Here is a 22,248-nt window from a genome sequence, read left to right on the forward strand (position 1 = left end):
ACAGGTTTGGAACGGATAGCGGTCATCGACTTTGAAACCACCGGCATCTCGCCGAGCAGCAGTTGCCGGGCCACGGAAATCGCCGTGGTCATCCTGGAGCAGGGCCAGATCGTGGACCGCTACCAAAGCCTGATGAACGCCGGCGTACGCGTGCCGGGGTTTATCGAGCAACTGACCGGCATCAGCAACGCCATGCTGCGCAGTGCACCGCCGGCCGAGCGGGTGATGAACGAGGTCAATGAATTCGTCGGCACTACACCGCTGTTGGCGCACAACGCCGCGTTCGACCAGAAGTTCTGGGACTTCGAGCTGGGCCTGATCCGCCGCACCCGCCTGCAAAAATTCGCCTGCTCGTTGCTCCTGGCCCGCCGGCTGATGCCCACGGCGCCCAACCACAAACTCGGCACCCTGACGTCCTACGCGCAACTGCCCCACACCGGCAAGGCTCACCGGGCGATGGCGGATGCGGAAATGGCGGCCAACCTCACCGCCCACCTGGCCCAGGAACTGCGCCGCACCCACGGCTTGCGCGAGCTGTCCCATGATCTGCTGTGCAGCTTGCAGAAAGTACCGGCGGCGAAGATCACTGATCATCTGAAGAAACATCGCGGGTTCTGATCCCAATCCTGAGAACAACCAGGACCACGCTGTGGGAGCCGGGCTTGCCCGCGATGGCGCCCGCTCAGGCGCCGCCATTCTTCCCCTCCAAATGCCCCAGCGGCACCCGCCGCGCTATGGCGCTCGACAAGATGATCGAGGTCTTGCTGAAGCCGAACTTCGCCACCCGGTTGATCAGGTTTTCCAGTTCCGGCATCGAGCCCACCGCCGCCTGCATGATCACGCATGGGTCCCCGGTGACTCGGTGGCATTCGGTCAGCTCGGGGATTTCTGCCAGTGCGTCGTACACCTTCTGGCTGCCGTTGTTGGTCAAGCGCAGTTCGATCGTGCACTGGATCGGCAAGCCGATCTTGGACAGGTCCACTTTGGCCTGGTAGCCGGTGATCACGCCGCTGGCTTCCAGCTTGGCCACGCGCTCGGCCACGGCGGGGGCGGAGAGGTTTACGGTGCGGGCCAATTGCGCGTAGGTGGCGCGGCCATCCTCCAGCAGGGCGCTGAGGAGCATGCGGTCGTATTTGTCCATGATAAGGCTCTGGCAATAGGGGGCTTTCGAATACAAGGCTTATAGCCCTGATAACCATGATTTGAAAAGTGTATGGGCGCTTTAAACAGGTTTTGTAACTTATGTTTACGGGCGTGGATTCCTAAAATAGCGATCCCTTGTCCTGCCGCAGAGCTGCCCATGCCTGGCCCACGTCGTTTTCCCTTACCGTTGATCGCCGCTTTTTTTGCGTTGTACGTGATCTGGGGTTCCACCTACCTGGTGATCCGCATTGGCGTGGAGTACTGGCCGCCGCTGATGCTGGCGGGGATTCGTTTTTGTACGGCGGGGGCGCTGATGTATGGCTACTTGCGCTGGCGCGGGGTGCCGGCGCCGACCTGGGCGCAGTGGAAAGCCGCGGGCATGATCGGCATCTTGCTGCTGACCTTCGGTAACGGCGCGGTGAGTGTGGCTGAACACACCGGCGTGACCTCCGGTGTCGCCGCGCTGGCGGTGGCGACGGTGCCGTTGTTTACCTTGCTCTGTGGATATTTCTGGGGCGCGCGTAATACCCGTCTGGAGTGGGCCGGGGTGATTCTGGGGATGATCGGCATCGCCATGCTCAATATGGGCTCCAACCTGCAATCGAGCCCGCTGGGCGCTGGTTTGCTGTTGTTCGCCGCCGCTTCCTGGGCTTTTGGTTCGGTATGGAGCCGGCACTTGCCGTTGCCGCAGGGCGCCATGGCCAGCGCCGCAGAAATGCTGATCGCGGGCGTGGTGCTGTTGATCGGCAGCGCGCTCAAGGGTGAGCACCTTGACGCGATGCCCCCGGTGGAAGGCTGGCTGGCCCTGGCTTACCTGACCGTATTTGGCTCGATCATCGCCTTCAACGCTTATATGTACTTGCTCAAGCACGTGCGTCCGGCAGCGGCCACCAGCTATGCCTACGTCAACCCGGCAGTGGCGGTGTTGCTGGGGATTGTGTTCGTGGGCGAGACCATCGGCCTGGAAGAAACCCTGGCGATGCTGGTGATTATCAGCGCCGTGTTGCTGATCAGCCTACCCCAGTGGCGCAAGCCGAAGCCGGAAATAAGGTAAACTGCCGCGCATTACGCCCTTGCGCTGAATTTTTCCTACGGTAAACACATGACTTTCGCCACACTTGGCCTGATCGAACCCTTGCTGCGCGCCCTCGAGGCGCTTGGCTACCAGACCCCGACGCCGGTGCAGGCGCAAGCCATTCCGGCGGTGCTGGCCGGTCGCGACCTGATGGCTGCGGCCCAGACCGGCACCGGCAAGACCGCCGGTTTCGCCGTGCCGCTCCTGCAACTGCTGACCCTGGAAGGGCCAAAAGTCACCGCCAACTCGGTGCGCGCGCTGATCCTGTGCCCAACCCGCGAGCTGGCCGAGCAGGTTCACGCCAGTGTTGCCCAGTACGCTGAACACCTGCCCCTGACCACTTACGCGGTGTATGGCGGTGTCAGCATCAACCCGCAGATGATGAAGCTGCGCAAGGGTGTCGACGTGCTGGTGGCCACCCCTGGCCGGCTGATCGACCTGTTCCGCCAGAACGCGCTGAAACTCAATCAGCTGCAAACCCTGGTGCTGGATGAAGCCGACCGCATGCTCGACCTGGGCTTCTCCGAAGAGCTGGCAAATATTTACCGCATGCTGCCGAAAAAGCGTCAGACCCTGCTGTTTTCCGCGACCTTTTCCGATGATATCCGCCTGCTGGCCGGGCAGATGCTCAATGACCCGTTGAGCATCGAGGTCAGCCCGCGCAACGTCGCCGCCAACACTGTCAAGCAGTGGGTGGTGCCGGTGGACAAGAAGCGCAAGGCCGAGTTGTTTGTGCACCTGATGCGCAAAGGCAAATGGAAACAGGTGCTGGTGTTTGCCAAGACCCGCAATGGCGTGGATGCGCTGGTAGATAAGCTACAAGGCTTGGGGATCAATGCCGACGGCATTCACGGCGACAAGCCACAAGCCACGCGCCAACGTGCGCTGGATCGCTTCAAGGCCAGCGATGTGCAGATCCTGGTGGCCACCGATGTGGCAGCCCGTGGCCTGGATATCGAAGATTTGCCGATGGTGGTCAACTTTGACCTGCCGATCGTTGCCGAGGATTACATCCACCGTATCGGCCGCACTGGCCGGGCCGGCAACACCGGCGAGGCGATTTCCCTGGTATGTGCCGATGAAGTGAACATGCTCTCGGCCATCGAGATGCTGACCCGCCAGACCCTGACCCGCAAAATGGAGCAGGACTTCGAACCGGAACACCGAGTGCCGGACACCGACGCCAGCGGCCAGGTGGTGAAGAAGCCGAAAAAACCGAAGAAGCCCAAGACCTCCGGTGGTGGCGGCAAGCGCAACCTGGGCAAGTGGGTGGAGAGCGGTGACGTTGCGGCAGAGCCATCGATCAAGCCGGTGCGCAAGGTGCCTGTGTTTAATACCGGGCCGCGTAAGAAGAAGTAACTTCTTTGGCGCCTGTCAGGGCCTCATCGCAGGCAAGCCAGCTCCTACATTTTGATCTGTGAATACGTTCAAATGTGGGAGTTGGCTTGCCTGCGATGGCGGACTGGAACTCACCGCAACTATCGGCGCTGGAGCCACTCCAGCATGCCCCGCCCCGCCGCCCGCCCGCTGGCAAAACACCCCGTCAGCAGATACCCGCCCGTCGGCGCCTCCCAGTCCAGCATCTCGCCGGCACAAAACACCCCCGGCAATTGCTTGAGCATCAAACGCTCATCCAAAGCTTCAAACGGCACGCCGCCTGCGGTGCTGATGGCTTCGTCCATTGGCCGGGTTTTCACCAGGGTCAACGGCAGAGCCTTGATATCGACGGCCAATTGCTGCGGGTCGTTGAAGTGTTCGGCGGGCGCCAACTCGCGCAACAGCGCGGCCTTTACCCCATCCAGGCCCAACTGGCTGTGCAAATGCTTGCTCATCGAACGTGAGCCGCGAGGCTTGGCCAGTGCCGCCTGCACCTTATCCAGCGGCTTGCCCGGCAGCAGGTCGATATGCACGGTGGCTGAGCCTTCGCGGTTGATCCCTTCGCGAATCGGTGCCGACAGGGCGTAGATCAAACTGCCTTCGATACCCGTGGCGGTGATCACGCATTCACCCAACCGAGGCTTGTCATCCGCAAGGCCAATGGCGACGTTTTTCAACGGCGCGCCGGCGAATTTGCTCACCATCAATTCGCTCCAGGCTGACACCTCGAAGCCGCAATTACTCGGCTGCAGCGGGGCGTAGGGCACGCCTTGGTCTTCCAGCAACTTGAGCCAGGCACCGTCCGAGCCCAGACGCGACCAGCTGCCGCCGCCGAGGGCCAGTAGCACGGCATCGCTGTGGACAGTTTTTTCGCCCTCCGGGCTGTGGATAATTAAGCCGCCGTCGGCACTCCAGCCCAGCCAGCGATGGCGGGTGTGGATAACTACCCCCTGGTCGCGCAGGCGCTTGAGCCAGGCCCGTAGCAGCGGTGCGGCTTTCATATCGGTAGGGAATACCCGGCCAGAGCTGCCGACAAAGGTTTCAATGCCCAAGCCATGGATCCATTCGCACAACGCCTCGGCACCGAACTGGCGCAGCAAGGGGGCAATGTCCGACGCACGTTCAGCGTAGCGTGAGAGAAATGCCGGGTAGGCTTCAGAGTGGGTGATGTTCATGCCACCCACGCCTGCCAGCAGGAACTTGCGCCCCACCGATGGCATGCCGTCATACAGCTGCACCCCAACCCCGGCCTGGCTCAGGACTTCGGCGGCCATCAGCCCGGCGGGGCCGCCGCCGATGATCGTGACGTGAAAAGGCTGGGCTGGGATCTGGGGCATGGGGGTGACTGCGGTTCGGCGAAGTAGGGCGAGCATTCTACCCGAGGACCGCCAAACTGCCTGATCAAAAAACGTACACCTTCCTACAAGCTATGCGACGCCTGGCTTACAGGCGGTTACGCTCAAGTTATCCACAGGCCGTTCCACAGGCATTGTGGGTAACGCCCACGTTTCAATGACAACCTGATGACGTCCACACCCGCTGGGCACTGTGGTGCAGGATGCCGTGGCGGCGGGCCAGGGCGTGGCGGTCCTTGCTGTAGCCGCCACCGATCACGCCCACCACCGGGATGTCGCGGCCCAGGCAATGGCGCATCACGCTTTCGTCACGGGCGGCGACGCCGGCGTCTGTCAGCTTGAGGTAGCCGAGGGCGTCGTCCTTGTGCACATCCACGCCCGCGTCATACAGCACCAGGTCGGGCTGATACAAAGGCAGCAGGTAGTTGAGGGCATCGTCCACCACCGTGAGGTAGTCAGCGTCGCCCATGCCCATGGGCAGGGGGATGTCCCAGTCGCTGGTGGCCTTGCGCGCCGGGAAGTTCTTTTCGCAGTGCAGGGACACGGTAATGGCATCCGGCGTGTCGTGGAGGATGCGCGCGGTGCCATCACCCTGATGCACGTCGCAGTCGAAGATCAGTACCCGGTTGACTCGGCCGCTGGCCAGTAGGAAATGGCTGATCACGGCCAGGTCATTGAAGATACAAAAGCCCGCCGGGTAATCGTAATGGGCGTGGTGGGTGCCCCCTGCCAAGTGGCAGGCCAGGCCGTGTTCCAGGGCCTGTTCGGCCGCCAGTAGCGAACCGCCGACCGCGCGCACGGTGCGTCGGGCCAGGGCTTCGCTCCAGGGCAGGCCCAGGCGCCGTTGGTCTTCGCGGGACAACTCACCGCTCATGTAGCGTTCGATATAGCCAGGGTCATGGGCCAGGGCGAGTACTTCGGCCGGGCACAACTGGGGGCGCAGCAGTTGGCTGTCCTGGGTCAGGCCGCTGTCGACCAGGTGATCGCGCAGCAGTCGGAACTTGTCCATGGGGAAGCGATGATCCGCCGGGAACTCGGGGCTGTAGTCGTCGTGGTAGATCAGTGGCAAAGGCATGGCAATTTCTGACAGGAACCAGCGAAGGATCTTAACAGCGCTGTACACTCACGCACATGGCAAGGGAGGGGAACGATGGAGCCGATACTGGAGTTGGAAAGCGCGCGCCTGGTGCTGCGCCAATGGCGCGACAGCGATTTGCCGGCGTTTGCCCGGATGTGCGCCGACCCGCAGGTGATGCGCTATTTCCCGGCCCCCCTGGACCGCCTGGAAAGCGCGGCATTGATCGGGCGAATACGTGGTCATTTTGCCGAGTATGGGTTTGGCCTGTGGGCCCTGGAGCGCAAGGACAGCGGCGAGTTTATCGGCCTGACGGGCTTGATGAATGTCGGCTTTGAAGCCGGTTTTACCCCGGCGGTCGAGATTGGCTGGCGCCTGGCCCGCGAGCACTGGGGCCTGGGTTTTGCCAGTGAGGCGGCCTGGACTGCACTGCGTTGTGGGTTTGACCGTTTGCAGTTGGAGGAGATCGTGGCGTTCACCACCGAGGCCAACCTGGCGTCGCAGAAAGTCATGCAGGCCATCGGCATGCATTACGATCCGGCGGCAGATTTTCAGCACCCAAGGCTCGCGGCGGATGATCCGCTGCGCCATCATGTGCTGTACCGCATCACCCGCGCCCAATGGTTGGATACGCTGCACGGATAGGCAGGCCGCCCGATGTTATTACCCGCCGCAGCCAAGACTGCGCGGTTTTGCCCTGTGTGAGGAGAATTTGAATGAGCCAAGTGTTGGAAGATCTGGTCGACTTGCTGACCCTGGAACCGATTGAAGAAAACCTCTTTCGCGGCCGCAGCCAGGACTTGGGCTTTCGCCAACTGTTCGGCGGCCAGGTATTGGGCCAGTCGCTGTCGGCAGCCAGCCAGACCGTCGAAGAAGCGCGGCATGTGCATTCGTTGCACGGCTATTTCCTGCGCCCTGGGGATGCCGGGCTGCCGGTGGTCTATCAAGTGGACCGGGTACGCGACGGTGGCAGCTTCAGCACGCGCCGGGTGACGGCGATCCAGAAGGGCAACCCGATCTTCACCTGTAGCGCCTCGTTCCAGTACGACGAAGAAGGCTTTGAGCACCAGACCACCATGCCGGTGGTGGTGGGCCCCGAGAACCTGCCATCGGAGCTGGAGCTGACCCAGCAGCGGGCGCACCTGATCCCCGAGGCCATGCGCGAAAAACTGCTGTGCCCCAAGCCGATCGAAGTGCGCCCGGTGACCGAAAAAGACCCGTACAACCCGCAGCCGTCCGATCCGGTCAAGTATGTGTGGTTCCGCGCCGATGGCGCCCTGGCCGATGCGCCCGCGCTGCATAAATACCTGCTGGCCTACGCCTCGGACTTCGGCCTGCTGACCACTTCGCTGCTGCCCCATGGCAAGACCGTGTGGCAGAAGGACATGCAAGTGGCCAGCCTTGACCACGCCTTGTGGTTCCACGCCGACCTGCGGGCCGATGACTGGTTGCTGTACGCCATGGACAGCCCGTGGGCCGGCAATTCCCGTGGGTTCTCCCGTGGCAGCGTGTACAACCGCGCCGGCCAACTGGTGGCCTCGGTGACCCAGGAGGGCTTGATCCGCCATCGCAAGGATTGGGCATGAGCCTGGCGCACGTTAAGCACTGGGTGTTTGATATGGACGGCACCCTGACCGTGGCCGTGCATGACTTTGCGGCGATCCGCGTGGCCCTGGATATTGCGCCTGCCGATGACATCCTCACCCACCTGGCCGCGTTGCCAGCGGCTGAGGCGGCGGCCAAACATGCCTGGTTGCTGGAACATGAACGCGAGCTGGCGCTGGGCTCGGTAGCGGCCACAGGCGCGGTGGAGTTGGTGCGCGACCTGGCGGCACGGGGCTGTCGCCTGGGGATCCTGACGCGCAACGCCCAGGAACTGGCGCACATCACCTTGAAAACCATCGGCCTGGCGGACTGTTTTGCCGTGGAAGATGTGTTGGGCCGCGACGACGCACCGCCCAAGCCGGATCCCGGTGGCCTGTTGAAGCTGGCCCAGGCCTGGGAGGTGGCGCCCGCCGAGATGGTGATGGTGGGGGACTATCGCTTTGACCTGGATTGCGGGCGGGCGGCGGGGGCGCAGACGGTGTTGGTCAACGTTCCCGAAAACCCATGGCCGGAATTGGCCGATTGGCATGCCAAGGACTGCGCGGCATTGCGCCAGATGATCTAGCCAACCCCCCACAAATCACCGGTAGGAGCTGGCTTGCCAGCGATAACGGCGGGTCAGCCAATACAGATGTTGACTGATCCGTCGCTATCGCAGGCAAGCCAGCTCTTACATTTTTGATTAGGGGGGATCAGTGGAACACGGCCTTCTGCCCCTCGGGCGAGGTGAACATCTTGTCGCCGTCATGCCCAACCCCTGGCACTTCAACCAACCTCTGGCTCAATTGCGGATGCCGCAGCTTGAGGTAGTCAAAATAGTTGTGCCCACGAATCAGCCGATAAGCCCCCTGGGTCTCTGCTGCGCAGCTCTTGTCCAGGGCCGGGTGGTTGGGGTCGGTATCCTGCTGGCCCAGCAGGTAAGTGATATCGCGCGCGACGTAGGCTTTTTCCAGTTGCTGGGGGCTTTGGCCATTGGCGTAGGCCGGCAGCTTTTGCATGCCGTACTTCCAGTCATTGAAATCCGGGCAACTGGCCGGGGCAAACTGCACCGGGCGTTGCGGGCTGAAGTAGGCGTAGGACGACGGGTTGGCGATCACATAGCGCAGGCTGATCCCCGCCGCTTGCAGCGCCGGGTGGTCATGGCCGGTCAGGGCAAAGCGCTGCACCACCTGCCCGCCACCGGAATGCCCGGCGACCACTATTTCCTTGAGGGCCGGGAACAGCTTGCGGTTGCCCAAGTGCTTGATGATCTGGTCCAGGGCGCCGTAGGAACTGATCTGGCCATGGCCGATTGACGCCTCGCCAGCCATCCACCCATTGCCATGCCAGCGCAGCACGCTATCGCCCAGGTGATGGCGCTGGATATCGGCCGCGTTGAGAAACTGTGGCGCGATTACCAGGGTATTGGCACTTTGCCCGGCATGGGCCGCTGCGTCTTCGGCGCTTTTGAGGTAGGTCTGGGCGTTGCGCAGCCGGCCATGCACGATGATCAGCGCGCGGGTTACTTGCGGCAGCGGCTGGCGCCAGTCCTGGCTCAGGCCCAGGCTCAGGTCGCCGGCTTGCAGGGTGAAACGTTCGGGGCTGACCACCTTGACCGCCTGCCCGGCGGCGAAGGTGGTGGCAGAGCAGGTGACCATCAAGCCCAGCAGCCATGCGGATCGTCTGTTCATTTAAAGACTCTTGGCCGAAAACGTATCGCATTGGCTGATCTGGCCCTGGGCAAAGCCAGTCTTGAACCAGCGGACCCGCTGCTGCGAGGTGCCATGGGTGAACGAGTCGGGTACCACGCGGCCCTGGCCCTGTTGCTGCAGGCGGTCATCGCCAATGGCGTTGGCGGCGTTCAGTGCTTCTTCGATGTCGCCCGGTTCCAGCCAGTTCAGGCGCTTTTGCGCCCGGTTGGCCCAGACTCCGGCGAAGCAGTCGGCCTGTAGTTCCTGGCGCACCAACAGGCCGCCATCGCCTTGCATCTGCCGGCCTTGCTGGCGCGCGACCTGGATCTTCGACGAAATCCCCAGCAGGGTCTGCACGTGGTGGCCGACTTCGTGGGCGATCACATAGGCCTGGGCAAAGTCGCCGGCCGCCTGGAAGCGCTGGGACATTTCCCGGAAGAAATCCAGGTCCAGGTAGACCTGCTGGTCGGCCGGGCAGTAGAACGGGCCGCTGGCGGAGGTCGCGCCACCGCAGGCGGAATTCACCCGGCCACGGAACAGGATCAACTTGGGGTTCTTGTAGGCCAGGCCGTTTTCCTGGAACACCTGGCCCCAGGTGTCTTCGGTGTCGCCCAGTACGGCGCGTACGAAGTCTGCCTGCTCATCATTGGCGGGCGGTGCCTGGCGTGTTTGCGGGCTGACCGAAGGGGCCTGCTCGGTCATCTGGCCGCTCAGTTGCCCGAGGATCTGCATCGGGTCCTGGCCGGTGAGCAGGCCGATGCCGACGATCAGCACAATGGCGGTCAGGCTCAGGCCCTTACCGCCGCCAAAGCGCATGCCGCCGCCACCGCCGCCGTCATTGCGCGCGTCGACCACGTTGTCGCTGCGTCGACCCTTTTTCCATAGCATGGGGCAATCCTCTTGATGTACCTGTTTGCACCGCGTTTTTGTAGGAGCCGGCTTGCCGGCGATGGTCGTCAACGATGATGTTGGCTACCTGACGCCCCGCGCGCTAAATCGGCTGCTATCGCCGGCAAGCCGGCTCCTACAGTGGGGGTTGTGATTGAGTATGGCCGTTATTCGCGGCAATACCCTTCGCCCGTATTGACCACCAGGCAATCTTTTTTATCTGCCAGCCATTTCAAGCCAGTGGCGGCGCCGTCGCCGGCACGCAGCATCTGCGGGCCGTCCGGGCGGTTGAAGGTGATGCCGTCTTCGCTGGCCTCACCTTTAAACGTGCCGGAGGCGTCGGCATCCAGGCCGTATTGCATGCTCAGCAGGTAATGCCCGCGACCGATGCTGTCGTCCTTGCTGACGGTCAGGTGCAGGCCTTCGACGCCGATCCACTTGCCGACCCATTTGTCGGTGGGCGGGGTTTGCGGCACCAGGGTCGCCTGGACCGATGGCGGTGCGGGCTTCGGGGCCTCGGGGGCTTTATCGCAGGCGCTGAGCAGGGCGAGGGTCGAAAGGAGCAACAGGGTTTTTTTCATCGGGGATTGGCCTTGGTTAAAAAGCCTGCAATGGCAGGCTGGCGTGCAGCGTTGGACTGGGTTTGGGCGAATTAGTGCGCTGATCGCCCGCTGTTTGGTTATGCTCTTGAGACCGATGCACCACCCGCTCTAGATTAGCGCGTTGAGTGCCACTGCTTGCGGCGGTCATTTCAGCCTGTCACGCACGAGAATTCAATGACCCTCAGCACCCCTCTTTCCGGCGTCAACCATCCCTTCAAGGGCATCGTGCTGATTGTGCTGGCGACGTTTTTGTTTTCCAGCCACGACGCCTTGTCCAAATACCTCGCCGGCTTCTATCCGATCGTGATGGTGGTGTGGGCCCGCTACATGGTGCATACGCTGCTGATGGCGGGGATTTTCCTGCCGCAATCGGGCCTGCGTGTGCTGCGCAGCAAACGCCCGTTGTTGCAGGTGGCCAGGGCCTTGTGCCTATTGGGTACCAGCCTGTTTTTCACCGCAGCCCTGCATTACATCCCGCTGGCGGAGGCCACGGCGGTGAACTTCCTCGCGCCGATCCTGGTGACGGCCCTGTCGGTGCCGCTGCTGGGCGAGCATGTAACGCGTGGCCAGTGGCTGGCGGTGATCTGCGGGTTTGTCGGGGTGATCATCATCGTGCACCCGGGCGGTGAGTTGTTCACCCCGGCGGTGTTGTTGCCATTGGTCTCGGCGTTGTTCTTCTGCTTCTACCAACTGCTGACCCGCATCCTCAGCCAGTACGACAGCCCGACCACCAGCAACTTCTTCGCCGGCCTGTGCAACACCCTGGTGATGAGCGCGCTGGTGCCGTTTTTCTGGGAGGTGCCGAGCCTGGGCCACGGCCTGCTGATGCTGGCGCTGGGCACCTGCGGGATGACCGCGCACTTGATGCTGACCCAGGCCTTCCGCTTTGCCGCGCCGGCCTTGCTGGCACCGTTTGGCTATTGCCAGATCGTGTTTGCGGGGTTGTTGGGCTGGCTAGTGTTCAATCACACCCCGGACCTGACCACGGTGGTCGGGATCGGGGTGATCTGCCTGAGTGGCTTGGCCGCTGCCTGGCAGCAGCGGCGGCGTTGAGTCACACCGCGACGGTGGGGATCTTGCGCGGCGCCATGAAGTACATCCAGGTCAGGGCGATGAAGTACATCGCCGGGATCAGGGTGAACAGCACGGTGTAGTTGTTATGGGTCACTGTCAGGATATGGCCGACGATCTGCGTCATGAACATCCCGCCGATGGCTGCGCACATCCCGCCAAAGCCAAACACCGTGCTCATCATGTGCTTGGGCGTGTAGTCCATCACCAGGCTCCATATATTGGCGGTCCAGGCCTGGTGCGCGCCGATGGCCAGGGAGATGGCAAACACCGCGACCCACAGCTGGCTGGAACCTGCGGCCATGATCACGCCGACGATGCAGCAGGCAAACAGCAGCATCGACAGCAAGCGCGCCTTGATCGGCTGCATGCCGCGCCCGATCAGGAACGAGGACAGAATCCCGCCGCCCACGCTACCGAAGTCTGCCGTCAGGTAAATGATGATCAGCGGGATACCCATCTGCGTCACGTTGATCCCCAGGTTGTATTGCTGGTTGAGGAACGGCGGCAGCCAGTACAGGTAGAACCAGAACACCGGGGCGGTCAGGGCATAGGCAATAGCGAAGGCCCAGGTGCCGCGCATGCGCAGGATGCGGCTGAAAGGCACGCGGGGCTGTTCCGGCTCGATTTCCTGTTGCACGTAGTCCAGTTCTGACTGTTTTACGCTCGGATGGTCTTCCGGGTTGTAGTACTTCAGGCCCCAGAACACCAGCCAGATCCCACCCAGTGCCGCCATGCACAAAAAGGCGGCCTGCCAGCCCCACACATGCAGCACCAGCGGCAGCAACATTGGCGTGAGCATGGCGCCGACGTTGGTGCCGGCGTTGAAGATCCCGGTAGCCACTGCTCGCTCACCGGCGGGGAACCACAGGCGGGTGGTCTTGACGCAAGCGGGGTAGTTGGCCGCTTCGGTCAGGCCGAGGATAAAGCGGCAGACCATAAAGCCTACCGCCGAGGTCGCCAGGCCGTGGGCGCCGGTGGCGATGCTCCACAACAGCACTGCGCAGAAGAACACGCGCTTGACGCCGACCCGGTCGATCAACCGGCCTTGCAACACAAAACCAATGGCGTAGCCGACCTGGAACCAGAAGTTGATGTTGGCGTAGTCCATCGCCGTCCAGCTCATCTCCTTGGCCAGGATCGGTTGCATCACGCCCAGGGCGGCGCGGTCGATGTAGTTCAGGGTGGTGGCGAAAAACACCAGGGCCAGCATGCCCCAGCGGGTTTTGCCAACGGCGAGGGCGCCGCGAATCTTGTCGCCAATGGCCGCTTGCGGGTTGCCGGGGCGCGGGGCCACGGCGGAATTTTGCGAAGGCATGAGAGGTACCCGTTTTTTGAAATTTTTATGGTGTGTTCTGGGTCTTGATCACAGGTAGGCGCCTTGAGAAAACGGCCCTGGATGCGCAATCGATGGTGCGCAGTGGCTAAAAAATCGTCAATTCGCCAATCGCCATTGTGTTCGATAATCGCCCATAAAACTAACCGGTTGGTACATTTTAAATTGCTGCTTTATCGCGCGCGGCCAATAATTTGCCGCAAACAAGACCAGCCTTCATTGCCGGGAGTCACCCCATGCAACGTTCCATCGCCACTGTTTCCTTGAGCGGCACCCTGCCGGAAAAGCTCGAAGCCATTGCTGCGGCCGGGTTTGATGGGGTGGAAATCTTCGAGAACGACTTGCTGTATTACGACGGCAGCCCCCGTGAAGTGCGGCAGATGTGTGCCGACCTGGGCATTGCCATCACCTTGTTCCAGCCGTTTCGCGACTTTGAAGGATGCCGCCGTGAACGCCTGGCGCGCAACCTGGAGCGGGCCGAGCGCAAGTTCGACCTGATGCAGGAGCTGGGCACTGACCTGGTGCTGGTGTGCAGCAATGCCTCGGCGGACTCCACGGGCGAGCATTCGATCCTGCGTGATGACCTCAGCCTGCTGGCCGAACACGCCGGGCGCCGTGGCTTGCGCATTGGCTATGAAGCCCTGGCCTGGGGCCGGCACGTCAATACCTGGCAACAGGTGTGGCAACTGGTGCGGGAGATCGATCACCCGAGCCTCGGGGTGCTGCTGGACAGTTTTCATACCTTGTCGCTCAAGGGCGATCCGGCGGCTATCGCCCAGATCCCTGGTGACAAAATCTTCTTCGTGCAAATGGCCGACGCGCCGATCCTGGCCATGGACGTGCTGGAGTGGAGCCGGCACTTTCGCTGCTTCCCTGGCCAGGGCGAGTTCGACCTGCCGGGTTTTCTTGCGCCGATCATCCAGAGTGGCTACACCGGGCCGCTGTCCCTGGAGATTTTCAACGACGGCTTTCGCGCCGCGCCCACCCGGGCCAACGCGGCGGATGGTTTGCGCTCGCTGCTGTACCTGGAAGAGAAGACCCGCCAACGCCTGGAGCAGCAGGCCGCGCCGTTGGATATCCTGTTCGAGACCCCGGCCGCCAGCGAGTACGACGGTATCGAGTTCCTGGAGTTTGCAGTGGATGAAAACCTCGGCGCCCGGCTGACCCAATGGCTGCAACGCCTGGGCTTCGTCAAGGCCGGGCAGCACCGTTCCAAGAGTGTGAGCCTGCTGCGCCAGGGTGATATCAACCTGATCCTCAACTGCGAGCCGTACTCCTTTGCCCACAACTTTTTCGAGGCCCATGGCCCGTCGTTGTGCGCCACGGCGATTCGCGTCAAGGACAGCGCCAAGGCCCTGGAGCGGGCGGTGGCCTACAAGGGCCAGCCTTATCGCGGCCTGGTCGGGCCCAACGAGTTGGAGCTGGCGGCGGTGCGTGCGCCGGATGGCAGCCTGATCTACCTGGTGGACCAGCATGCCGGTGGGATCTACGACACCGATTTCAACCTGCAAGCGTCCAGCACCAGCGGCGGCGGCTTGCTGCGCATCGACCATATGGCCATGGCTTTGCCGGCCGACAGCCTCGACAGTTGGGTACTGTTCTACAAGAGCCTGCTGGATTTCGAGGCCGACGATGAAGTGGTGCTGCCGGACCCTTATGGCCTGGTCAAGAGTCGGGCGCTGCGCAGCCGCTGCAGTTCGATCCGCCTGCCGCTGAATATTTCCGAGAACCGCAATACGGCAATTTCCCACGCGCTATCGAGCTACCGTGGCTCCGGCGTGCACCACATTGCCTTCGATTGCGCGGACATTTTCGCCGAAGTCAGCCGGGCCAAGGAGGCGGGCGTGCCACTGCTGGATATCCCCCTCAACTACTACGATGACCTGGCAGCGCGTTTTGATTTCGACGATCAGTTCCTCAGCGAACTGGCGTACTACAACGTGCTGTACGACCGTGACGCCCAGGGCGGTGAGCTGTTTCATGTGTACACCGAACCGTTCGAAGGGCGGTTTTTCTTCGAGATCATCCAGCGCAAGAACGGCTACGCCGGCTATGGCGCGGCCAATGTGGCGGTACGCCTGGCAGCCATGGCGAAGTCGCGCAGCGGCGCGGTGCGCCAGGCCAAGTTGTAGGGCGTTGGCGCTTCCTTCGTGAGACGCGGCGGCCCATAATCACGGCCTGCATAAATGGCCGTGAGCGCACCATGACCCCGACGTCCGAACTGCCCGACGCCCCCCTGGCGCCGCGCAAGAGTCGCAAGAACAACCCGGAAAAGACCCGCGAGAACATTCTGCAAGAGGCCATTGTCGAGTTCGTGCAGCAGGGGCTTTCCGGGGCGCGGGTGGACGCCATCGCTGAGCGCATCCACACCTCCAAGCGCATGATCTATTACTACTTCGGCAGCAAGGAGCAGCTGTACGTCGAGGTCCTGGAAAAGCTCTACGGTGATATCCGCAACACCGAAACAAGGATGAACCTCACCGAGCTGGAACCCCGGGAAGCGATCCGGCGCCTGGTGGAGTTCACCTTCGACCACCATGACCAGAACGTGGATTTTGTGCGGATTGTTAGCATCGAGAACATTCACAACGCCGAGTATGTGAAACAGTCGGATGCGATCAAGGCGATGAACAGCAATATCCTTGAGGCGTTGGGCGCGACCTTGCGCCGGGGCGCGGAGCTGGGGGTATTTCGCGCGGGGCTGGAGCCGCTGGATGTGCATTTGCTGATCAACTCGTTCAGCTTTTACCGGGTGTCCAACCGGCATACCTTCAGTGAGATTTTTCAGATCGAATTGTCGGATGAAGCGATCAAGCAACGGCATCGCGCGATGATCTGCGAGTCGGTGCTGCGTTACCTGCAGGCCTGATCCACCGCCGAATTCAATGTCGTGCGGGTTTGTGTGGGAGCAGGCAAGCCAGCTCTCACATTAGGATCCGGTTTCTACAGTGAGGTATTCATGTGTTGGAAATGATCGAGCATCCTTTGTGCATCTGCTTTCTCACCACTGAACAACTCAAAGGCCTTCACCGCCTGGAACACCGCCATATTCCCCCCATCCAGCGTGCGACAGCCCAAGGCCCGGGCGCTGCGCAGCAGCTCGGTTTCCAGCGGGAAGTAGACGATTTCCGCGACCCACAGATCTGCGCGTAGCAACACGGCTGGCACTGGCATGCCCGGTAGCTTGGCCATGCCCATGGGCGTGGTATTGACCAGCCCGTCAGCCGCCGCCATCGCGCTGTCCAGATCACTGGCGGCATGCGCGCGGCCGGGGCCGAAATGCTGGTTGAGGTTATCCGCCAGGCTTTGCGCGCGCCCATGGTCCACATCGAAAATACTCAACTGCCCGACACCTTCGGCCAGCAGTGCATGGGCCACTGCCGCGCCCGCGCCACCAGCGCCCATCTGCACCACGCGCTGGCGCGCAGCCTCATGCAGGCCACGGCGAAACCCTTCGGCGAAACCCAGGCAGTCGGTGTTGTGACCGATGCGCTTGCCATCGCGCCAGACCACGGTGTTGACCGCGCCGATGCCCTGGGCTTCGGGCGACAGCTCATCGAGCAACGGCAGGATCGCCTGCTTGCACGGGTAGGTGATGTTCAACCCGGTGAAGTTCATCTGCTCGGCGGCCTTGAGCAGCTCGGGCAGGGCGCTGCTGTCCAGTTGCAGCGGGTCCAGGTCGATCAGGCGATACAAGTAGCGCAGACCCTGGGCATCGCCTTCCTGCTCATGCAGGGCCGGCGTGCGGGACGCCTGGATGCCGGCGCCGATCAGGCCGGCAAGAATGCGCGGTTTCATTTGAGCTCCCGACTGAAATGTTCGAGGGCCAGGTGATAACCGTGGCTGCCAAACCCGGCGAGCACGGCCTTGGCGATAGGGGAAACAAAGGAGTGATGGCGGAAGGGTTCACGGGCATGCACGTTGGACAGATGTACTTCGATCACTGGCAGTTCACTGGCCACCAGGGCGTCGCGGATGGCCACCGAGGTGTGGGTCCAGGCCGCCGGGTTGATCACAATCCCGGCGCACCGGGCACGGGCGCCATGGATCCAGTCCAGCAACTCGCCTTCGTGGTTGGTCTGGCGAAATTCCAGTTTCAGCCCGAACTGTTCGGCACTGCGCCCACATAGCGCGGCGACGTCAGCCAGGGTCTCGTGGCCATAGGTGGCCGGTTCGCGGGTGCCGAGCAGGTTCAGGTTGGGGCCGTTGAGGACCAGTACGATAGGCGGCATGGGGATGTCTCCACTGTTGTTTTTATTGATGGAGACAAAATGTACTGAATGGTTAATTTGGTCAATTGGCCAGGCGCCATGCCGTGGATAACCGTTCGATTATCGAACGCTGAATACGGCCTGCCGGTACTGCCCAAGAGTTGATATCAATTGAAAATCATTCTCGACAACGCTTAAGATGCCCGCCTGTTTCCTTTACATCCCCAGGGAGTCGGTTTGTCGGACGTGGATCTCAAGGGCCTGTTTCTCAAGCATGCCGATACCCTGCGCCGGTATTTGCTGCGCAAGGTACGGGACCCTCAGTTGGCTGCGGACCTGGTGCAGGAGAGCTTCCTGCGCCTGGCGCAAAAGCCGTCCAGCGAGCGGATCGACAACTCCCAGGGTTATCTCTACCGCACGGCGAGCAATCTTTTGATCGACCATATCCGCCAGGAGGCCCGGCGCAAGACCGACTCCGTGCCCCATGAGGCGTTGGCCGAGATTGAAGATGAAGTGGCCGGGTTGGAGGCTCAGGCAATGGCGCAGCAACAGCGACAGGCATTGAAGCAGGCGTTGGCGGAACTGCCGGAGCGCACCCAGCAGATTTTCCGCCTCAACCGCGTCGAGGGCATGACCCACGCCCAGGTTGCGCGGCATCTTGAAATTTCCGACAGTTCAGTGCAAAAGCATCTGGCCAAGGCACTGGCGCATGTCATGCAGCGTTTGCGGGAGGGCGATGTGACGCCGTCCGACGAATGATTTACTGAAAAAATGCTGCTCAAACGTCACTGTTTCATACAACGAGAATTCGAGACTCACACGTGAATAGCCAGGAGTCGCAACAGCCCAGCATTACCGAGGTCGCCGCCGATTGGGCGGTGCGCCTGCATGCGGGCGGGCTGGGTGTGCAGGAACACGCCGAACTGCAACGCTGGATTGCCAGCGACAGCCGCCACGCCGCGGAACTGGATTTTGCCCGGCAGACCTGGGCGGCGCTGGGTGATTTGCCAACAGATACGCCCGTGCATCGCCAGCGCCCGCCGTCGGCAGGCATGCCACTGCGCCGCGCCCAGCGTCGGCGGCCATGGCGCGTGGCCGCAAGTGTCGCGCTGTTGCTGGTGGTCGCCGGAATTGGCTGGTTGCAGGCGCCGCAAGCCTTGTTGCAGATGCAGGCCGACTACCTGACCGCCAAGGGCGAAGTGCGCATGGTGCGCCTGGCGGACGGCAGTACCGTGGAGCTGGATTCCTCCAGCGCCATCCGCCTGGATTTCGACGGCGAGCAGCGGAGGATCAGCCTGCTGGCCGGCTCGGCGATTTTTGACGTGGCGCCCATGGTCGGGCAGGAAACCCGGCCGTTCGTGGTGCAAAGTGCCGGCGGACAAACCCGGGCCCTGGGCACGCGTTTTGTGGTTGGCCGCGAGGCAGACGACCAGGCGTGGGTGGGTGTGCTGCAACACAGCGTGGCCGTGACCCAGCAAGACCGGCCGCAAACCACGGTCCTCGAGGAGGGGCAGGCCGCCCGCTACAGTGCGCAGGACGGTGTGAAAGGCCTGCCCGGCTTCGACCTGGCGCGGGCCACCAGTTGGCGGCGTGGGGTGCTGGTGTTCGATCGCCAGCCGCTGGCCAAGGTGGTTGAAGAACTCAATCGCTACCGCCCCGGCCGGGTAGTGCTGCGCAATGCCGAACTGGGCAAGCGTGAAGTCAGTGCGGTGGTGCGCCTCGACATGCTGGACAAGGCGCTGGGCACCTTGACCGAAGAGCTGCAGGTGCACCGCTTTGATCTGGCGGGTGTCAGCCTGATCTACTGACATACCGCAAACCTCCCTGTGAACGGGCGCTTTTGTGTGGGCGCTGGCTAGCCTGCGATAGCATCACCTCGGTCTACCTGGTAGACCGAGTTGCCTGCATCGCCGGCAAGCCAGCTCCTACACAAGCCCGCATTCCTGGCTGATCTTCAAACAATTTTCAGAAACACTTACTGAGTCTCTATCCCTGACGCGTCTTGCTAATCGAGAAGTATTCGCATAAACAAAAAACGCTCAGCGAAGGGATCACAACGATGTCTGCAATCACCAAAGGGCGCGTCACCGGCAGTCGGTTGGCCCTGGCCATTCACTTGGGTCTGTTTGCCAGCGCCGGGCAGGCCTACGCCGCCGCCCCGGTGGCCGGCGCTTCGCAGCCTGCGACGCTGATGTTCGATATTCCCGCCCAACCCCTGGGCGGCGCGGTCCTGGCGTTTGCCGACCAGGCTGGTTTGCAGGTGCTGTTCGATAGCCCGCGCCTGCAAGGCCTCAGCAGCACCGCGCTGAAGGGCCAATACAGTGTCCAGGAAGGCCTGGGGCGTTTGTTGGGCAGTGCGCCGGTGGAGTATCGCTTCACCGGCGAGCGCCAGGTCACCCTCAATCGCGTCAATGTCGAACAGGACAACGCGTTGACCGTTGGCACCACCACCATCAACGCCAACACCAACGGCAAGCCCAGTGACTGGGTGTATGAAACCCCGCGCTCGGTGGCGGTGATCACCCGCGAGCAGATCGACAAGCGCCCACCCCGGCACGCCGCCGACATGCTCGAGGAAACCGCCGGTGTCTACACCGCCGTCAACCAGCGTGACCCTGGCTTGTCGGTGAATATCCGTGGGGTGCAGGACTATGGCCGGGTCAATATGAACATTGACGGCATGCGCCAGAACTTCAACGTCAACGGCCACCAGCAGCGCAACGGCACGATGGTGATCGACCCTGAATTTATCTCCAGCATCGAGATCGACAAAGGCAGCCAGTCGGGCATGGGCGGTGCGGCGGTGCTCGGTGGCATTGCGTCATTCAAGACCCTGGACGCCAGCGAGTTCCTGGCCGATGGCAAGGAGTACGGCGGGCGTCTGCGCGCGGGTAATGGCATCGGCAAACTGGGCAATGGCACCCACTTCAATGGCAGCGGTGTATTTGCCTTTGGCGATGAGCGTGGCGATGTGCTGCTGGGTTACAGCGAGCGGCATTTCGGCGATTACCACGCCGGCACCCACAACGACCAGAAACTGGGCACCAACCTGCGCGCGCGCAAGTATCAGCCCGAGGCGTTTGATGATTGGTTGAACAGCGAGGTCGGCGATATGGGCAGCGTGACTCGCTCGCAGATCGTCAAACTGGGCCTGAACCTGCCCAATGACCAGCGTGTGCAACTGAGCTACCTGCAAAGCGACAGTGACAGCAACGACGCCTGGGCCTATACCGCCGACGATGCACAAAGCGTTTACTACCGGCGCGTGAGCAAGAACAACCTTGCGGCCAAGAACGTCGCGCTGGACTACAGCTACACGCCAGACAACCCGCTGATCGATTTCAAGGCCAAGGCGTATTACGTCAGCACCCAGTTGGAACGCACCAATGCGCCAAACCTGTCGTCACCTGGTACGGGCAACGAGGTCGGCGGCTACACCGATCACTTCCAGACCGATACCTGGGGCCTGCAAGCGGACAACACCTCGCGCTTCGATTTCGAGGTACTGGGCCGGGTCAAATGGAACTACGGCCTGGAGATGTACCAGGACCAATTCAAGCCGCGCACCAACAAGGTCGAGGCGGTCAACCTCCAGGGGCTGCTGCCGTATGTCGAAGGCGACACCCCGGGCGGTAAACGCACCATCGCCAGCTTGTTCAACAACCTGCAATACGAATATGGCAACTGGCTGACCCTGGATGCCGGCCTGCGTTACGACCGCTACCGGCTTGAAGGCAAAACCGGGATGACCCTGTACAAGCGCGACCGCTTCTACAACAGCCTGGTGGGCGCCAAGCGTGTGGCCGAGGTGTTTGATATCGATAATGAAGAGGGGCACTTCTCGCCCACCTTCGGCATCGGCGTCAAGCCGGGGCTTGAGTGGATGCAACTCTATGCGCGCTGGGGCAAGGGCTGGCGCCCGCCGGCGGTCACGGAAACCTTCATGACCGGTCGCCCCCATGGTGGCAGCTCGGCAGAGCGGGTGTTCCCCAACCCGTACCTTAAGGCTGAAGAGTCGCGGGATTGGGAAATGGGCGTCAACGTGTTCAAGGAAGGGCTGTTTTTCAACGACGACCGCCTGGGCATGAAGGTCGCCTACTTCGATACCAAGATCGACAATTTCTCGTTCCTCAACCACAGCGTCAGCTTGCCAGATACCAGTGTCGGCGGTTTTCTCGGAACCATGGCCTACGTCAACAACACCGGCCCGACGCGCTTTCGCGGTATGGAGTACCAGCTCAACTACGACATGGGCCGGGCCTACGCCAACCTGAGCTACACCCATATGATCGGCAGTAACGACTTCTGCTCGAAGAACTACTACATGGGCGGAGCCAAGACCAGCGGGCCGCGGACTACGCGGATCGAGTCCTACATCCGCCCGGACGGGCGCCCCGGCATCCGGCCGGTCACTACTTATGAAGTGCTGGATGATGACGTTGCCAACAACAAGGAAAGTTGCGGGCGGATCATGGGCAACGCCACCTATATGCCGGCGGATCGCGGCTCGGTGACGTTGGGCGCGCGGTTCCTGGAAAAACGCCTGGATACCGGCGTGCGGGTGCGCTACAGCTCGGGCAACGGTGCCAACCTCAACCAGCAGGGTTATGACTTTATCGACCAGGCGCTGTGGCCGCAGTACACCCTCTACGACCTGTATGCCAGTTACTGGATGACCGACCACTTGAACCTTGGCCTGGCCCTGGAAAACGCCACCGATGAAGCCTATTTCGTGGCCATGGGCGACGCCAACAACCTCAGCCTGGCGCGGGGCCGTACGTTGAGCGGGATGCTTGAGTACAAGTTCTGAGCAAGGTGCTCCAGCCTTCCGGCCCTGGCA

The 22,248-nt window shown here is 62.1% G+C and carries 21 protein-coding genes; 12 read left to right on the plus strand and 9 right to left on the minus strand.

Translation table 11 applies throughout. The features are described from left to right. Nucleotides 1-6: 6 nt before the first annotated feature. A complete protein-coding gene (locus tag AC19YY_RS23365; protein ID WP_169951154.1) occupies nt 7-618 on the plus strand; it encodes a 3'-5' exonuclease in 612 nt (203 codons plus the stop codon). A 64-nt stretch (nt 619-682) separates the two neighbouring features. On the opposite strand, the gene AC19YY_RS23370 is transcribed toward AC19YY_RS23365, so the two are convergent. Then, a complete protein-coding gene (locus AC19YY_RS23370) occupies nt 683-1,141 on the minus strand; it encodes an Lrp/AsnC family transcriptional regulator (protein WP_169951152.1) in 459 nt (152 codons plus the stop codon). Between the two features lie 159 nt (nt 1,142-1,300). Here AC19YY_RS23370 and yedA point away from each other — a divergent pair, with 159 nt between their 5' ends. Then, nucleotides 1,301-2,197, plus strand: a complete 897-nt coding sequence (gene yedA, locus AC19YY_RS23375; RefSeq protein ID WP_500604942.1) for a drug/metabolite exporter YedA — start codon at nt 1,301-1,303, stop codon at nt 2,195-2,197. A 48-nt stretch (nt 2,198-2,245) separates the two neighbouring features. After that, a complete protein-coding gene (gene rhlE1 / locus AC19YY_RS23380; RefSeq protein WP_169951146.1) occupies nt 2,246-3,577 on the plus strand; it encodes an RNA helicase RhlE1 in 1,332 nt (443 codons plus the stop codon). A 119-nt stretch (nt 3,578-3,696) separates the two neighbouring features. On the opposite strand, the gene AC19YY_RS23385 is transcribed toward rhlE1, so the two are convergent. Further along, nucleotides 3,697-4,932 (minus strand): TIGR03862 family flavoprotein, encoded by a 1,236-nt coding sequence (locus tag AC19YY_RS23385; protein ID WP_170056687.1) that lies wholly within the window; start codon nt 4,930-4,932, stop codon nt 3,697-3,699. 172 nt (nt 4,933-5,104) lie between these two features. Next, a complete protein-coding gene (locus AC19YY_RS23390) occupies nt 5,105-6,025 on the minus strand; it encodes a histone deacetylase family protein (protein ID WP_169951142.1) in 921 nt (306 codons plus the stop codon). Nucleotides 6,026-6,100: 75 nt separating this feature from the next. Between AC19YY_RS23390 and AC19YY_RS23395 the strand changes: the two genes are divergently transcribed. The 3 genes from AC19YY_RS23395 to AC19YY_RS23405 all read left to right on the plus strand — a co-directional run bounded on the left by AC19YY_RS23395 (nt 6,101) and on the right by AC19YY_RS23405 (nt 8,195). After that, the gene (locus tag AC19YY_RS23395; RefSeq protein ID WP_169951140.1) at nt 6,101-6,670 is read left to right on the plus strand and encodes a GNAT family N-acetyltransferase; all 570 of its coding nucleotides are present in this window, start codon (nt 6,101-6,103) and stop codon (nt 6,668-6,670) included. A gap of 71 nt (nt 6,671-6,741) precedes the next feature. Further along, the gene (gene tesB, locus AC19YY_RS23400; protein WP_169951138.1) at nt 6,742-7,611 is read left to right on the plus strand and encodes an acyl-CoA thioesterase II; all 870 of its coding nucleotides are present in this window, start codon (nt 6,742-6,744) and stop codon (nt 7,609-7,611) included. Beyond that, complete coding sequence (locus AC19YY_RS23405; RefSeq protein ID WP_500604943.1) at nt 7,608-8,195, plus strand: HAD family hydrolase; 588 nt, start codon at nt 7,608-7,610, stop codon at nt 8,193-8,195. Before tesB ends, AC19YY_RS23405 begins: the two co-directional genes overlap by 4 nt. 127 nt (nt 8,196-8,322) lie before the next feature. Here AC19YY_RS23405 and AC19YY_RS23410 read toward each other — a convergent pair whose 3' ends face one another. From AC19YY_RS23410 to AC19YY_RS23420, 3 genes are all read right to left on the minus strand, one after another. Further along, nucleotides 8,323-9,300 carry an alpha/beta hydrolase gene (locus tag AC19YY_RS23410; RefSeq protein WP_500604944.1) on the minus strand — a complete coding sequence of 326 codons (978 nt, stop codon included), beginning with the start codon at nt 9,298-9,300 and terminating at the stop codon, nt 8,323-8,325. Next, nucleotides 9,301-10,188, minus strand: coding sequence for a KPN_02809 family neutral zinc metallopeptidase (ypfJ, locus tag AC19YY_RS23415; RefSeq protein WP_029292172.1), 888 nt, complete (start codon nt 10,186-10,188; stop codon nt 9,301-9,303). A gap of 167 nt (nt 10,189-10,355) precedes the next feature. Further along, nucleotides 10,356-10,769 (minus strand): hypothetical protein, encoded by a 414-nt coding sequence (locus AC19YY_RS23420; protein WP_169951132.1) that lies wholly within the window; start codon nt 10,767-10,769, stop codon nt 10,356-10,358. Nucleotides 10,770-10,964: 195 nt separating this feature from the next. On the opposite strand from AC19YY_RS23420, the gene AC19YY_RS23425 reads away from it, so the two are divergent. After that, nucleotides 10,965-11,843 carry a DMT family transporter gene (locus AC19YY_RS23425; RefSeq protein ID WP_169951130.1) on the plus strand — a complete coding sequence of 293 codons (879 nt, stop codon included), beginning with the start codon at nt 10,965-10,967 and terminating at the stop codon, nt 11,841-11,843. A 1-nt stretch (nt 11,844) separates the two neighbouring features. On the opposite strand, the gene AC19YY_RS23430 is transcribed toward AC19YY_RS23425, so the two are convergent. Further along, nucleotides 11,845-13,179 carry an MFS transporter gene (locus AC19YY_RS23430; protein ID WP_172312280.1) on the minus strand — a complete coding sequence of 445 codons (1,335 nt, stop codon included), beginning with the start codon at nt 13,177-13,179 and terminating at the stop codon, nt 11,845-11,847. A gap of 254 nt (nt 13,180-13,433) precedes the next feature. On the opposite strand from AC19YY_RS23430, the gene quiC reads away from it, so the two are divergent. Then, nucleotides 13,434-15,329 carry a 3-dehydroshikimate dehydratase QuiC gene (gene quiC, locus AC19YY_RS23435; RefSeq protein WP_492633765.1) on the plus strand — a complete coding sequence of 632 codons (1,896 nt, stop codon included), beginning with the start codon at nt 13,434-13,436 and terminating at the stop codon, nt 15,327-15,329. Nucleotides 15,330-15,400: 71 nt separating this feature from the next. Next, nucleotides 15,401-16,066, plus strand: a complete 666-nt coding sequence (locus tag AC19YY_RS23440) for a TetR/AcrR family transcriptional regulator (protein WP_057958369.1) — start codon at nt 15,401-15,403, stop codon at nt 16,064-16,066. A gap of 74 nt (nt 16,067-16,140) precedes the next feature. Here AC19YY_RS23440 and AC19YY_RS23445 read toward each other — a convergent pair whose 3' ends face one another. Further along, on the minus strand, nt 16,141-16,995 hold the full coding sequence (locus tag AC19YY_RS23445) for a shikimate dehydrogenase (protein WP_500604945.1): 855 nt from the start codon (nt 16,993-16,995) through the stop codon (nt 16,141-16,143). Further along, nucleotides 16,992-17,429: a type II 3-dehydroquinate dehydratase gene (aroQ, locus tag AC19YY_RS23450; protein WP_032861827.1), complete on the minus strand. Its 438-nt coding sequence runs from the start codon at nt 17,427-17,429 to the stop codon at nt 16,992-16,994. The genes AC19YY_RS23445 and aroQ overlap by 4 nt, the downstream gene beginning before the upstream one ends. 216 nt (nt 17,430-17,645) lie before the next feature. On the opposite strand from aroQ, the gene AC19YY_RS23455 reads away from it, so the two are divergent. The 3 genes from AC19YY_RS23455 to AC19YY_RS23465 all read left to right on the plus strand — a co-directional run bounded on the left by AC19YY_RS23455 (nt 17,646) and on the right by AC19YY_RS23465 (nt 22,218). Then, nucleotides 17,646-18,167: an RNA polymerase sigma factor gene (locus AC19YY_RS23455; protein WP_032861829.1), complete on the plus strand. Its 522-nt coding sequence runs from the start codon at nt 17,646-17,648 to the stop codon at nt 18,165-18,167. A gap of 62 nt (nt 18,168-18,229) precedes the next feature. Continuing rightward, a complete protein-coding gene (locus tag AC19YY_RS23460; protein WP_500604946.1) occupies nt 18,230-19,216 on the plus strand; it encodes a FecR family protein in 987 nt (328 codons plus the stop codon). 251 nt (nt 19,217-19,467) lie between these two features. Continuing rightward, nucleotides 19,468-22,218: a TonB-dependent receptor gene (locus tag AC19YY_RS23465; RefSeq protein ID WP_500604947.1), complete on the plus strand. Its 2,751-nt coding sequence runs from the start codon at nt 19,468-19,470 to the stop codon at nt 22,216-22,218. The last annotated feature ends 30 nt before the right edge of the window (nt 22,219-22,248 follow it).

This window comes from Pseudomonas sp. MF09156, from assembly GCF_059862305.1.